The sequence below is a fragment of the Candidatus Tisiphia endosymbiont of Dascillus cervinus genome (assembly GCF_964026405.1).
Lineage (GTDB): Bacteria > Pseudomonadota > Alphaproteobacteria > Rickettsiales > Rickettsiaceae > Tisiphia.
Genome location: NZ_OZ032146.1, coordinates 813,100 through 828,321, shown reverse-complemented (window position 1 = coordinate 828,321; position 15,222 = coordinate 813,100). Strand labels below are relative to the sequence as shown.

The following is a 15,222-nucleotide window of genomic DNA, read 5'->3' as shown; positions in this document are numbered from 1 at the left end:
ATAACGTCATTGCGAGGAGCTACTTTAGTAGCGACAAAGCAATCCAAAAAATGACCAAAAATGGATTGCTTCGCTGGCTTACGCCTTCTCGCAATGACGTTCTCGCGTAAATTGCTGATGCAAATCATTGGCCCAAGCAGAAATGCTCCCAGCACCCATCATTACTATTATATCATTTGGCATAGCTTCACTAATAATAATTTTAGCTATATCTTTGTGATCCTCGATAAAAGCTGCCATTGGATGAGATTTAGTATTGTTGATTTCATCCACTATACTTTTTCCTGTTATACCATCTATTGGCTGTTCACCGCCAGCATATATATCCGTGATATACACCTGGTCAGCATCAACAAAACAAGTCAAAAAATCATCAAACAAATATTTAATCCTTGTGTACCTATGTGGTTGGAAGATTGCTATAATCTTACTATTTTGCTTGTTAGCAATATTTCTTGCTGTAGCAAGTGTAGCCTTTACTTCCTCCGGATGGTGAGCATAATCATCAATTATGGTAGCACTGTTATATTCGGCTACCTTAGTGAATCGGCGTTTGATCCCTTTAAAACTATTAAATCCATTTTTAATGATTTTAATACCAAAATCAAGTTCCACAGCTATCGCTATAGCAGCAAGAGCATTAAGGATATTATGTCTTCCTGGGGTTGGTAAGGTGATTCGCTCTATAATTGTTACACCATGTACGTTAGGTAAGTTAATTAGCACATCAAAAGTTGATGATGTAATATCAAAATTCAAATTAAAGGCTTGTATATGAGCATCATTTGAGTCTATGCCATAAGTTATAATTTTACGCTCAAAGATGCTACTTACTAAATTTCTAACAACTTTATGATCAATACAAACAACTGCAAAGCCATAAAATGGTAAATTAGTTATAAAGCTCCTAAAAGCTTGAATTAAACTATCAAAATTATGGTAAAAATCTAGATGTTCAGGATCGATATTAGTTATTACCGCAACGGTTGCTGGTATGTGAATGAAAGTTGCGTCAGACTCATCGGCTTCGGCTATCAGATAATTCCCAGACCCAAGATAGGCATTAGTAGATTTACTATTAACAATACCACCATTAATTAAAGTCGGACAAAGCCCGGCAGCTTCAAATAAACAAGCAACTAATGATGTTGTAGTAGTCTTTCCATGCGAACCAGAGATTGCTACAGAGCATTTTAGCCTCATTAATTCAGCCAGCATCTCAGCCCGCCTAATTATTGGTATCTTTCTATGTAAGGCTTCCTGAATTTCAGGATTATCTTTATTTATAGCTGATGATACCACTACATATGAAACATTAGTGACATTTTGTCCTTGATGACCTAAGAAAACCTTAATACCATTATTTTCTAGTCTTTTGGTATTATAATTTTCTGCTATATCAGACCCTTGCACTTTATATCCGAGATTATGTAGTATTTCAGCAATGCCACTCATACCGATTCCTCCGATACCTATAAAATGCATCGTATCAAGAGTTCCGTTTATTTTTTTTAGTTCTAATAAAAACATTTTATATAATAATAGTTATAGTTGTTTATCTCTTGCATAATCAGTTTTTAACCAAAGGTCAAGCTTTTAAGAAAAAATTTCGATTGATTTGAGTATATATTCCAAAATCTTGAAATTCATTGAGTATACTCACTAAAAATCACAGGTCTCTGTGACCAAACCCATTAACTGATCTATTTCAGGTTTTATTTGTGATTCCCAAGTTTTAGCAAGTGGGCAATCCATAGGATCAATAAGCAATACTTTTGTTTTTGCTGTAAATTCGCGATCTGCTACAATAATTTCATAAGTCGCTCTCATTTTATTAGAATAATGATTGTACTCATCTACAGTCATTTTTGACTCCCAACTTTTACTATTACTACATTTAGCCATTATTTGTGATCTACTAAAAGAATTAACACAAATAAATATTATATCAGGAAATTGTACGGTCTTATGAGTAGTTTGCACCTGATCTGTATAATGTTTTTTTACCATCTCCCAACTAAATCCTTGATCTTGACAAACAGCACCTTGGTATCCCACTACTTCTGGAAACCCTCCTTTACAAAATATGTACTGATTATTTTTTAAAGCAGTACTAATTAGGTTATCATAGATATTACAGCTTGCACTTATATATAATGCTCCACTTACTGTATTGTTAATTTTATCTTCTACTCTATCAAATTGAACAATTTTCTCTCCAAACTCAGTACTTTTGGGATCATCTACAATCGAGATAAGTTCTGGTGCAACCTTTCTTTCTTGTATAAGATACTCTACAGACATTTGTCTATATTCTTTTTTTCCAGCAAAACTCATACCACAAAACATTATATATTTATTCATAGTTATACCTCCTTTATATATATATTTTATTATAATAACATAATATAACTAAACACTAAGTACCTTAGATAAATTTTTACAATTAATATAAGAATTCCCACGATAAGAATAAAAAAAGTTGACAACTCTACATGATGATTCAATTACCCGGTGCTTTACAAAAAGGTCAAGTATGCGTATATATGTTCTTTTAGTAAAAGTTAATTACTATAATTTAATAATTTTGTAATATTTATCTTATATTAATTAACATTTATTAGATTATATCTTTAATTAATACTAATGAGAATAAATTTATGACTGATAGTCTTCCATCTAATAGCTACTTTAGTAAATCAGCAAAAGTAGAGGATGATACTCTTGTTGTTAATCCTGCTGTTAATCTTGATACACTTTCTCCCCCACCCTTCTCCTTGCCCTACCCTGTTGCTAACTCAACGTTTTACACTTCCCTTGTCGATTTACAGGGAAACACGAACAACCATAATAACGACCACAATTAGGGAATATAAAATTATAGAAACCCATTATGAAAACAAATATGACTATTGCTAAAAAAATATCCACCTACACTTAGTGCAGCTATATTACATGATATAATGCCTTATATTAACTATAAATATAAGGCATTAATATGTTTGGTCAGATTCTAGGTAGCATAGGAAGTAGCATTGGTGGTGTTTTTGGTGGCGGTATATTATCCACTATTGGACGATTTGCCGGTAGGACACTCGGTGATTACTTAGAACATTTAAATTATGAACCTGAGGAGTATTACCATTTTAAAAATATTAGAGAAAGTTTTTCCTTATCAAAAGCCGTATATGGGCATCCAATAACCTTAGTTTTTGGTACGGCAAGGGTCAATGGTAAAATAATTTGGGCAAATCAAATTAAGGAAGTACAAGTTACCAGCGTTGCACAACGAGGTTTATCAGTTACTACCGAAACTGCTTCTATCCATAATTTAACGGAATGTGAATATTATTTATCCTTTGCAGTTAGCTTATGTGAAGGCGAAATAGCTGAAATTGGTAGAGTATGGGTTAATGATCAGTTACTCAATCTTGAACAATATAAATTCAGACTTTATTTAACCCGAGTTGCCAATTAATTATACTGGCAAAAGCTATATTTAACGCTGGTTTCATGTGAGGCTCGATACTAAAACATTTTTAATACAAACATATTTCTAAAAAATATAGTTTTTATTAAGTGTTTTAATGTTACAAATTAACTTCAAATGTTCATAAAACCTAGCTCTGCTCTTATAAATTAATTGGCAACTCGGGTTATTTAGGGTCAGAAGAGCAATTACCCGATCCTTTAATTGCTGCAACTGAAGCTCAAGGTCAAGCACCAGCATTTCGTGGATTAAGTTATGCTGTATTTGAAGACCTACCCTTAGCTGATTTTAATAATTCGGTGCCTAATTTTTCCTTTGAAGTAACTAGGAAGGCTAATATTCCCAGTAACGTTGAAGACGATAATAGCTCTATTGCGAAACTGTATATGAGAGAGGAATTTTTAGGAAAAACCAAGCAAAAAACCGGAGCATACTTTAGCGTATGTGAGGATTTTGAGCTTGATTTTGACAACAAAATTACCTCTCAGATACAGTTTCGGAGTGTAGAAGATTTAGTTGAGGCTGTTGACATAATCCCAGGATCCGGAGAGTTTGTTTACGACACTATAATACAATACAAAACTCTTTAGGCGGTATCATTAGTAAAAAACCAATAAATTCAAATAATTACCGTAATATTGCTAATAGTCTGTATAGTCTAAATCAAATGAAAATTATATGCCCTAACATCAAATGGGTTGCACCAGTTGTATGTTGGTTTGGCGATAGTTTGGATATTGCAAGTTGTACTATTAAACCTGCTGTGGAATTTAATGATCCAAATACACAATATTCAGAACAATGGCAAGTTGGGAAATATTTACGTGATACGGCAAGGCTAGTATCACGAGATGCAGATGATTTTCCTAAATATGGCGGCAGCGTCAATGATGCTAGCTTAATCCGTTACTTACAGGAATTAAAACGTAGAAACTTTAAAGTTATGTTTTATCCAATGTTTTTTTTGGATGTTTGGCAAAAGCCATGGCGTGGTCATTTAACAGGCTGCGTAAATTCAATAGTAGATTTTTTTAATAAAGATGAGGGTTATAATAATTTTATCCTACATTATGCTAAATTGGTTAAAGATCATGTTGATGCTTTCGTAATCGGTTCTGAACTAATAGGTTTAACTAGTGTCAAGGATCAATATAATAATTTTCCCGCTGTTAGCCAATTGATAAAATTAGCAAAATTAGTCAAAGAAATCGTGGGTAATAATGTACTTGTTACTTATGCAGCAGATTGGTCAGAGTATCATCACACACAAGATGGATGGTATAATTTGGACAAATTATTTGCCTCAGAATATATAGATTTCGTAGGTATTGATGCTTACTTTCCTGTAACGAGAAGCATAAATTCAGGAATTTTACCAGAAGAAATCATGAAAGGCTGGCAATCAGGCGAAGGATATGATTACTTTATAGATGAAAATGGTGGCAGACATCAGTTAGCTGCCGATTATGCTTGGAAGAATTTAAGACATTGGTGGGAGAATTATCATCGTAACCCTGATGGTGTTACAACAGAATGGCAACCAAGAATGAAAAAAATTTGGTTTACGGAATTTGGCTTTCCTTCCATTGATAAAGCAACTAATCAACCTAATATATTCTTTGATCCTTTATGTAGTGATGGTGGAGTACCGAGATATTCTACTGGTGAAGTTGATTTTTCTATTCAGCGTAAAGCTATTCGAAGTTTTATTGAATATTGGCAAACACAAGAATATATCGAACAAATGTTTTTATGGACTTGGGATGCTAGGCCTTACCCAGCTTGGCCACATAGTAATATTTGGCAAGATGGTAACTTATGGGCAAAAGGGCATTGGGTTAATAATAAGTTTGGGGTTTGTAGTTTAGCGGCAATAATTCTCGAATTGTCTTATAAATGCGGTATTCCATTAAAGCACATCGATATATCAACTCTCGATGAAGCTGTAGAAGGGTTGGTATTAAATAAAGCTTTGTCTTGTATTGATGTTATTAACCTTTTGCGTATTATATATTTCTTTGATATCATAGCTTATCAGGAACAAATTAAGTTCACTAAACGTGGATATTCTACCCCTAGTCATATTAGTCCCAAAATATTGGTTAAACTATCAAACAATAGCTACTTAGAACAAATAGAAATTTCTAAAACTAGCATTATTAGTAAACTAGCACTAAACTTTATCGATCGGTATGATGATTATAATAATAGCTTTTGCCAAATAAATAGTGAGAATTTTTCACATAGACCTATTCCTAACTTAAAACTACCTATTATACTATCTTATCTTGAAGCTGAAAGATTAGGGCAGTTAATCCTAAAAAATGCCGCTACTGAAACTAAAATTTTAAGATTTATCATGCCAGCAAATTTTATCAAATATCAACCCGGGGGATTTTATCATATTATATTATCGGAATTATCAATATCAGATTAGAATTATCTCCATGAGATTATTTCGCCTAACAACTGAAATTCACGGAATTATTGATGAAGTTGAGAGTTATATATTCAAGTGAATAGCAGTATATATAAGCAGCAAGAATTTATTTGGAATCTATCCAAGATATATTCCCATCCCGACGATAATAAACTACATTCATGCGATTAGTATGACTATTTTGAAACATTAAAGCAGGAAGGTTCTCAAGATCCATTTTCATCACTGCTCCACTTACTGATAGAGTTAATATTTCTACAGATTTTTCTGCTATAATTACAGGATTATCATATGCTGCCACATTATCTTCGTCTTCATGTTCATATTGATTGGGTGTTATAGTATATTTAACTGCTTTAGATGTTACTTCGGATATTTTAACTCTATCATGACGATCCTTGAGCTTAGATTTATACTTTCTAAGCTGCTTTTCAAGCCTAGCAAGAGCAATATCAAACGCTGAATATATGTCATCTGAAGCAGCGTTACCTTTCAATATCATATGTCTGCCTGTACCATCATTCACTACAATATCACAAACTAGTTGGAATCCTTGTTTAGAGAAATGCACGTTTGCACTAATTATTACATCACAAAAATACTTTTCTGACACCTGCATAGTACGGTTTCTTACATAATCTTGCAAAGAATTCCCAATAGAAATATGTTGACCTGATACTGATATTTGCATAAAATCCCCTTTAATTTAGTTAAGTCAAATATTATATGTAATAATCAGATGCAGAGCCGTCTCAAATCTGATTGTTTCGATAATTTCACCGAATTAGGGATAAGAATTAACAAATTCTTATCCCTAATTCGCATAACTACCTATCTATACAACTAATGTATAATCATGTGAATTTCAAGCCATTATTTTAAAATTTTTATAATGACTTGATAATTGCTTTAGATAAAATATAAGCTTATAACGCCAAAACTTACGCTATGAGAAAAAAAATGGTACATTATGTTGAGTATAATTTACAAATGCCAAGAGGATAAAATTGCAAGCAATACCAGTTAATAGGACAGATTACTGTCAATTTCTAATAGTGAGTCAAAAGAATTATAGTTTGACCTACTATGCTGAACATGCCAAAAAATGTAGCCATGATGTTATTAATAGATTTTTAAAAAATGAAAAATATACACCTTCTTTGTTATGGGAACATATTAAGGATGATGTTATTTTATCGCCTAACGGATATACAATATTTGATGATACGGTGTTAAATAAAAGAAATACCAAGAAAATAGAAATTGCTAGATCACAGTACAGTGGGGCTACAGGTGGTATTACTACTGGTATAGGAGTAGTAAGTTTGGTATATTATAATCCGGATATTAATAAGTTTTGGGTAATAGATTACCGAATTTTTTCGCCCGAACATGATGGAGCGACAAAAGTAGAACACCTATTAAATATGTTAAATAATGCTGTGTATAGCAAAAAGATTCCTTTTCAAACTGTGCTTTTTGACACATGGTATGCTACGCATAAAATTATGCAACATGTTGATTCCTTGGGTAAATATTATTATGCTCCTATTAAAGCAAATAGAAACGTTACTAAAACTTCCTCTTCTAAGCCTTATAAAGCTGTTAGCAAGTTAACGTTTTCAGATGAGGAAATTAAGAGCGGAGTGGAGATTCATATAAAGGGCTTTGCAAAAGATAAGCATGTTAATTTGTTTAAACTTACTGTTTCTACCAACAGAGTTGATTATATTGTTACCAATAACAAAACTCAAAAATCTTCTAAAGCCGTACAAGATGAGTGTGGCTTTCGTTGGGTAATTGAGAGCATGCATAGAGAAATCAAGCAACTTACCGGTATAGAACGATGCCAATGCAGAAAACAACGCATCCAGCGTAATCACATTAGTTGTGCATTTTTAGTGTGGGCTTTTCTAAAAAGAACTGCACACAAAATAGGTAAGACGGTTTATCAAATAAAGTTAGGGCTTTTAGATCATTATATGCAACAGCAGTTACGTTCACCCTCTTTACGCTATTTAGAACCTTACATAGCGTAAGTTTTGTCATTAATACTAGAACTTTTTCTCAAGAACAAGTATCTAATTTAATCACCCCAGTTAGTTATTTTGTCAATCATGAGCAACAACTTAAAATCCTTGATGAATATTTAAGTAAATATAGACAAGCAAGTATAGTTGGTACTAGTGGTATAGGTAAAACTCAACTGATTAGGATGTATAGTTATGAGAAAAAAAATAATTATAATCTAATTTGGTTTTTTGATTGTAACCTTGATTTTGATGAACAATTTGTTAAATTAGCCAAACAACTTAATAAGGTTAAACAAACTAATATATCTGAAGAAGTTGCTTTAGCAAAAAAAGAAGTAATGTCATATTTAACTGCTACTAATAAATGGTTATTATTGTTTGATAATTTAAAAGTTAATGAAAATAAAAAAGTACAAGATTTAGTTGAATGGGAACATAATGGTAATGTGGTGTTTTGTTCGCAAGATAATGAAAAGTTACCTAATATTATAGCAATGCCCATATTTGATAAGCCTACTATTATAGCTTTAGCTAATAACTTATTGAACAATAAGGATAATAATAGTATCGAATTTTTAACGCAATCTTTTAGTGGTTATCCAATGTTGATAGTGCAAGGAGCTCAATTACTTAACAGAGTTAAAGGTTTGGATAAAGAGGAATATAAAAAGAAAATTTATCAATCGACTGATAAAATAGCAACAAATATTAGCATGGCTATTCAACAATTAAATCCTAGTGCAGTAAAGTTACTTAATAAAATAGCTTTGCTAAATAACCAAAGCTTTTCGAAGCAGCTTCTTAGCACCATTACTGATCATAAAGATACTTTAGATTATGATATATATCAATTATCTAAATTTATGCTAATCAGTAATATTAGTTCTAGCGAAGATAACCCTATTTTTGAAATGCATGATATAGTTAGTAATAAAATAATGGAACTAAATGGTGATAATAATAAAATATATTTAGAAAATGTTATTGCTAAGATACCTAAGGCGAAAGGAACTCACTCAGGATATTTGTGGAGGAGTGCTCAAACTGTACTAGAAAACCTAGAAATTATTCTTATAAATTCTGAGAAATATAATGTTAACATATATGCAATGCTTACCTTAAGAAGTGAATTATTGTCTCTATATATAAACGTTTATAATAATAAAGCTCAACAAATGGTTAATTGGTTTAATTGGAAAGATAAAAACAAAAAATTTAAATTGTGGCAAATGTCTGAATATCAAAAATTTTATTACGCTAGATATTTGGGAGCAATAGGAGTGTATAATAAAATAATATTAAGAAATTTTGAAACAGCGATTTCTTATTTTACTAAATCATTAAAGATTTTAGGTAAACTTGATGATGATGAATCTATTTATTCTCTCAAATTTAATTGTATATCTCTATATCTGGATCTTATATGTTTTTAGGAGAGATAAAACTTGCTGAAGAATTTCTTAAAAAGATAGAAAAATTAGTAAAACAAAGAATAATACAAGAAGCTGATGTATCTATAATATATTCTTTAAAAAGTACATTATTTAATATGCAAGGAAAATATCATGAGGCTTTAGAATATGTAGATAAAATTATTGAGCTGTTTATAAAAAATGGATCGCATATTAATGACCCATACTTTACTGGGGTTTACATACCTAGAGCAAAGATATTGAATTCCCTTGGTAGATATCAAGAAGCTTATGCTCAAGCTCAACAGTTATATTATATACATAAGCCCATAAAGAATGAAGATAATGAAATATTTGCAGATATTTATAGAGAAATGGCAAGAAGTGAATTAGGTTTAGGTAAAATAGATAAAGCTTCTGAATACATTAATAAAGCTATTTCCATATTTTTAGCAAGTGAAAATAGCAATTCGAAGCAAACAAATTATTCTAATAATTTCGGCTTGGCATCTAGTTATATAGTACAAGGTGATATTCTATTTACCCAAAATAAGCTAAAGCAGGCTATAGAATCTTATAAAAAAGCATTTGTTATATACCATTATTTATATAGAGATAGAAGTAAAAATATTGCTCAAGTAAGTGATTTATATAATCATGCAGCAAAAGCAGCTTGTAAAAGCAAAGATTTATATAATTATAAATTTTTTGGCAAGCCACAAATTAATGAGTTTGGCATACACCACCCTAATACAGTTGATATGTTTGAATATTGCAAACAATATAATATGGATTTGTGGAGCAAGAACAATTAAACATTAAGGTTGCTGTTGACAGATCATCTTTAGGTTAAAGAATAGATTTTTAATTTTTAGTTGTAATTTTTAAATCACTATGATATTAATATTTGTAATTATTTTACTGGATTTTCCTCGTATGTTACTTTATAAATTTAATTTGATTTTATTAAGCTGATTCTAGAAATGAACGTTATAGACAAAGAAAGAGCATTGCTTGCTGCAGTTAGCCAAATTGAAAAAAGTTACGGCAAAGGTTCTGTCATGAAACTCGGTCAACGTCCTGCTGTAGATGTTGAGGCAATACCAACAGGATCGCTAGGGCTTGACTTGGCACTCGGTATAGGTGGGTTACCCAAGGGAAGAATTATTGAAATTTTTGGGTCGGAAAGTTCGGGAAAGACCACTTTAACTCTACATATGATTGCTGAAGCACAGAAGAAAGGTGGTACTTGTGCTTTTATTGATGCAGAACATGCTTTAGACCCAGCATATGCCAAAAAACTTGGCATAAATATTGACGAGCTTATTATTTCTCAACCAGATACTGGGGAGAGCAGGCACTTGAAATAACTGATACTCTAGTACGCTCTGGAGCTATTGATATGGTCGTTATAGATAGTGTCGCTGCTCTTGTGCCTAAAGCAGAGATTGAAGGGGAAATGGGTGACTCTCATATGGGGTTACAAGCTAGATTAATGAGCCAAGCACTTAGAAAACTCACTGCATCAATTTCAAGAACTAATTGTATAATTATTTTTATTAACCAAATTAGAATGAAAATAGGTGTCATGTTTGGTAGTCCAGAAACTACCACAGGTGGTAATGCTTTAAAATTTTATGCCTCAGTAAGGCTAGATATTAGAAGAATTTCAACAATCAAGGATAAAGAAGATATAGTAGGAAGCCAAACTAAGATTAAAGTTGTTAAAAACAAAGTTTCTCCACCGTTTAAAACGGCAGAATTTGATATAATGTATGGTAGTGGTATTTCTAGAGAAAGCGAGATAATTGATCTTGGTGTTAAATTTGAAATAATAGAAAAATCGAGGGCTTGGTTTTCATATAATGACACTCGTATAGGTCAAGGTAGAGAAAATGTTAAACATTACCTAAGAGAACACCCTGCTATCTGCTCTGAAATAGAACAACTAATTCGTCAAAAATCTTCTCATAATACTAGTGTTACTTTTGATAGCGAAACGATAACTATAGAAGAGGAAGAATAGAAATGATAGATTTAACTGCTAAAAAATCTCTAATTACTGGAGCATCTGGGACAATTGGTGGTAGCATTGCTAAGCTATTCCACTCTCTTGGTAGTCATGTGATAATTAGTGGTAGTAACCAAGAGAAACTACAAGAACTTGCAAATAACTTAAAAGATAATTATACGATAGTACCATGTAATCTAGCAAATATTGATGAATGTACTAACTTGGTGTCTAGTCTTGAGCAAATCGACATTTTAGTTTGTAATGCCGGAATCACTAAAGATATGCTGGCAATAAAAATGTCCAATGAAATGTTTGATCAAGTTATAGATATAAACTTAAAAGCTAGCTTTATTCTAAATCGTGAAGCGATAAAGAAAATGATGAAAACTCGTTATGGTAGAATAATTAACATATCATCTGTGGTTGCAGTTTCCGGCAATCCAGGACAGGCAAATTATTGTGCTTCCAAAGCTGGTTTGATCGGTATGACAAAGTCTCTAGCAATTGAGGTAGCAAGTAGGGGTATCACAATTAATGCAGTTTCTCCTGGTTTTATTAAATCAAACATGACTGATAAATTAAACGAAGCTCAAAAAGAGGCTATAATGCAAAAAATTCCTCTTAGAACTTTCGGAGAAGCCGAAGATGTTGCAAACGTAGTAGCTTTCCTAGCAAGCGACAAGGCTTCCTACATCACCGGTCAAACTATCCATGTTAATGGTGGAATGTTGATGATATAATTGAAGAAGTGAAATTATTAAATGGAGCGACGCCTATTGTAATAGGCGAGCGAAGACGATGCTACCTACTTCTCATCAGTTGACTATAGTAACCTCAACCTCAGTTCGACATAAGAATTATTAATTCTTATGTCGATACTTGCTTTGTTATAAGGAAAAATGCACTCTTGAAGCGGCTGACGCAAGTGCATTTTAACTTTTTTCATCATTCAATATGTGATTTTAATAATTAAAATCACATATTGAATGGAGTGTTATATTTTAACAATCAGGTGGGCAGCCGCTTCAAACCTGATTGTTTCTATATATAACACTGAATTCGATGTAACAAGTTACATCGAATTCAGGTTATAGTAGTAAATTATTGTTCGTGCATGCACACCTCAAAGTTTTGCGATAGCTTTTCTTGAAAGCGGAAGAGTATACTCTTCCGCTTTCAAGGATATTCTCTTAGTAGGTAATTAAATTCTGCACCATATATAAAAATCATGTTAATAATATAAAAAAATATTAAAGTCACTATTATACTACCAAGTGAACCATATATTATACTTAATTGGTTATAATATATTATATAGGTAGATAATAAATATCCACTTATCACCCATAAAATTACCGTTAATAAAGCTCCAGGAACTACGTCTGTAAAATTTAATTTTGCATTAGGGATTATATAATATAGTGATGAGGAGGTAATAAATAATGAGCAGAAAATGATAACATATCGAAAAAGGGTTAAAGTGTGCTTATGTTCTTCTATCATTTGTAAAATTATTGGTAGTTTTGTTAATATTATTGGTACTATAATAAGAATAAGCATGGCAAAGGTAATGAATATACTGATTACTAAAAACTGTGCTATGCTAAGTAATCTTCGTCTTATGTAGGTGGGAGGAGATTTTATCTCATATACCCTATTTAAAATTGTTCTTAAACATTCAACAAAAGATGAAGCAGTCCAAATACTTCCCATTATTGCTAAGGTCATTAGGCTCTGAGGAGGAGTTTTCCCAAGTTCATTTATCCTAGTTTTTATTGAGTCAGTAGCCAGTTCTGGCATACTTTCAAGAAGAATAGTGATAAAATTCTTTCCAAGTTCTGATGCTCCAACAAAACTTGTTAGTGCTAACAAAAAAACTAAAAAAGGAAAGATCGTTAGGAGTACCATAAATGACATATACCCTGAATGTTCAACACCATCGTGTTCAATTGTTCTAAAGGCTGCCTGATATAGGCATTTTATAATTCTTTGCATCAAGTAACTTTCTTTTGTTTTATATAATCATTCAAGTATATATATAAAATTCAACATTATCACTTATTTATATTAAGTATATTTTTTAAACCTCAATAGAACCTAAATTATTCTAGCCATTTTTAATTTTAATACAAAACTGAAGTTTTAATATTCTGCAATAATTCTTTAAAAATCATAGTTAATTCTATGATTTTAATTTTTTTAGTCTTATTCTATCTAGAATAGTAAAAAAAGGTTAAAAAAATACGATAAAAATGAAATTATAATTTACAAGGTTGCTAAGTATCTATAAGATCAGTATAATTATATAATAGTTAAAAAATATTAAGTACTACTTGTACATAAACAAAAAATATAATCAATACTTACTGATAGTAGACAGTTTACATGTGGGTATTCCTATGTGAATTGTTGGCTTTCTAGGTTATATAATATATGACAGTAATCTTTTTATTTGTTAATAATCTATTATATTCTTAAAATTTAATAGTTCATGCATAAAGGAGTTAATTATGGTACGAAGAAATGACTACATACAAAAAGTTGATCAATTTATAGGTGGGAAAATCTATTCTTTAAGGCTTGCCAAAGGGTTGTCACGTCAACAACTTGCAGAGGTAATAGAGGTAACACATCAGCAGTTACAAAAATATGAGAAGGGTATTAATAGAATATCAATAGGTAGGTTGGTTCTTATTGCTAAAGCATTAGATAAAAATATCGATTATTTCTATCAAGGTTTAGAAGATGCTGACAATGTCGAGCCTGTGCTTACTCAACATCAGCGTATGTGTATAGAAGTATCAAGGAATTTTATGAAAATTCGTAACTCAGAACATCAGCAAGCAGTTAATGCATTGATACGTTCTTTGATTAAAGAAGATTAGGTGAAATGAAAAAATCATTGGTTCGTTATAAAACTAATAGTTGACAGAGATAAAATAGTATAGTAATTGGATACGAGTAGTTAATAGGAATTAAGTAGCTATTTAGAAGAAAATAATTACATATTAATCAAAGATGTTTATGCCAATTATTATTTTAGTAGCACCTCAAATGGGTGAGAATATTGGTGCTACTGCTAGAGCAATGAAAAATTTTGATGTTTCAGAGTTGAGAATCGTTTCACCTAGAGATGGTTGGCCGAATGAACAGGCACGTAGTATGGCGGTATCAGCGGTAAATATCATAGATAATGCTAAGATTTATGATAGTTTGGAAGCAAGTATAGAGGATATTGATTATTTATATGCAACAAGTTCAGCAACACGTAATATCAATAAAAACTATGTTCTATCAGAGAATTTAAGTCAGGATTATCCTACAGGTCTTAAAGTCGCTATCATGTTTGGTCGTGAAAATTGTGGTTTGCGAAATAGAGAAATTACTTATGCCCATAAAATTATTAACATTAATACAGGGGGTTTTAGTTCTCTTAACATTGCACAGTCAGTAATTATTATATGTTATGAGCTATTTCGTAATAAACAGCTGAGAATAAATGTTAATAATGAACAGGACGTAGCATCAAAAGGAGAATTAGGATATTTCTTTGAACATTTGTTTACTGAATTAAACAAAAAGAATTTCTTTAAAGTGCCTGAGAAAAAATTACACATGACTCAAAATATTATGAATATTTTTACTCGTATAGATAAATTATCTAGTACAGAATTACAAACTTTAAGGGGGGTAATTGCAACCCTAAGTTCATAAAATAGCTAATCTAGTCAATGTTGTTAAAAACTCGTTGCTTTTATAAAAAAAATAGCTATAGTTCCACTTGTTGCCGCTTAATAGTGAAAGTGGTACAGTATATAGTTTTCCCTATAGAT

The 15,222-nt window shown here is 31.5% G+C and carries 12 protein-coding genes and 1 pseudogene; 9 read left to right on the top strand and 4 right to left on the bottom strand.

The window, feature by feature from the left end:
* Positions 1-78: 78 nt before the first annotated feature.
* Together murC and AAGD19_RS04100 are read right to left on the bottom strand one after the other, a co-directional pair.
* A complete protein-coding gene (murC, locus tag AAGD19_RS04105; RefSeq protein WP_341747252.1) occupies positions 79-1,530 on the bottom strand; it encodes a UDP-N-acetylmuramate--L-alanine ligase in 1,452 nt (483 codons plus the stop codon).
* A 132-nt stretch (positions 1,531-1,662) separates the two neighbouring features.
* Positions 1,663-2,364, bottom strand: a complete 702-nt coding sequence (locus tag AAGD19_RS04100; RefSeq protein WP_341747251.1) for a hypothetical protein — start codon at positions 2,362-2,364, stop codon at positions 1,663-1,665.
* 634 nt (positions 2,365-2,998) lie between these two features.
* Between AAGD19_RS04100 and AAGD19_RS04095 the strand changes: the two genes are divergently transcribed.
* Both AAGD19_RS04095 and AAGD19_RS04090 read left to right on the top strand, forming a co-directional pair.
* Entirely contained in the window at positions 2,999-3,478 is a 480-nt protein-coding gene (locus AAGD19_RS04095) for a hypothetical protein (RefSeq protein ID WP_341747250.1), read from the top strand.
* Positions 3,479-4,157: 679 nt separating this feature from the next.
* Positions 4,158-5,927, top strand: a complete 1,770-nt coding sequence (locus AAGD19_RS04090; protein WP_341747249.1) for a glycoside hydrolase TIM-barrel-like domain-containing protein — start codon at positions 4,158-4,160, stop codon at positions 5,925-5,927.
* A 109-nt stretch (positions 5,928-6,036) separates the two neighbouring features.
* Here the strand turns inward: AAGD19_RS04090 and hpf are convergent, their stop codons facing one another.
* Positions 6,037-6,621, bottom strand: coding sequence for a ribosome hibernation-promoting factor, HPF/YfiA family (gene hpf, locus AAGD19_RS04085; RefSeq protein ID WP_341747248.1), 585 nt, complete (start codon positions 6,619-6,621; stop codon positions 6,037-6,039).
* Between the two features lie 364 nt (positions 6,622-6,985).
* Here hpf and AAGD19_RS04080 point away from each other — a divergent pair, with 364 nt between their 5' ends.
* From AAGD19_RS04080 to fabG, 5 genes and pseudogenes are all read left to right on the top strand, one after another.
* Complete coding sequence (locus AAGD19_RS04080; protein ID WP_341747233.1) at positions 6,986-7,969, top strand: transposase; 984 nt, start codon at positions 6,986-6,988, stop codon at positions 7,967-7,969.
* Positions 7,970-8,145: 176 nt separating this feature from the next.
* Complete coding sequence (locus AAGD19_RS04075; protein WP_341747247.1) at positions 8,146-9,396, top strand: hypothetical protein; 1,251 nt, start codon at positions 8,146-8,148, stop codon at positions 9,394-9,396.
* A complete protein-coding gene (locus tag AAGD19_RS04070) occupies positions 9,387-10,190 on the top strand; it encodes a hypothetical protein (RefSeq protein WP_341747246.1) in 804 nt (267 codons plus the stop codon). Before AAGD19_RS04075 ends, AAGD19_RS04070 begins: the two co-directional genes overlap by 10 nt.
* A 168-nt stretch (positions 10,191-10,358) precedes the next feature.
* A pseudogene (recA, locus tag AAGD19_RS04065) lies at positions 10,359-11,401 on the top strand (recombinase RecA).
* A 2-nt stretch (positions 11,402-11,403) separates the two neighbouring features.
* Positions 11,404-12,129 (top strand): 3-oxoacyl-ACP reductase FabG, encoded by a 726-nt coding sequence (gene fabG / locus AAGD19_RS04060; protein WP_341747245.1) that lies wholly within the window; start codon positions 11,404-11,406, stop codon positions 12,127-12,129.
* 436 nt (positions 12,130-12,565) lie between these two features.
* Here the strand turns inward: fabG and AAGD19_RS04055 are convergent, their stop codons facing one another.
* The gene (locus AAGD19_RS04055; protein WP_341747244.1) at positions 12,566-13,384 is read right to left on the bottom strand and encodes a YihY/virulence factor BrkB family protein; all 819 of its coding nucleotides are present in this window, start codon (positions 13,382-13,384) and stop codon (positions 12,566-12,568) included.
* Between the two features lie 515 nt (positions 13,385-13,899).
* Here AAGD19_RS04055 and AAGD19_RS04050 point away from each other — a divergent pair.
* The gene (locus tag AAGD19_RS04050) at positions 13,900-14,274 is read left to right on the top strand and encodes a helix-turn-helix domain-containing protein (protein ID WP_341747243.1); all 375 of its coding nucleotides are present in this window, start codon (positions 13,900-13,902) and stop codon (positions 14,272-14,274) included.
* A gap of 139 nt (positions 14,275-14,413) precedes the next feature.
* Positions 14,414-15,103: an RNA methyltransferase gene (locus tag AAGD19_RS04045; protein WP_341747242.1), complete on the top strand. Its 690-nt coding sequence runs from the start codon at positions 14,414-14,416 to the stop codon at positions 15,101-15,103.
* Positions 15,104-15,222 lie beyond the last annotated feature (119 nt).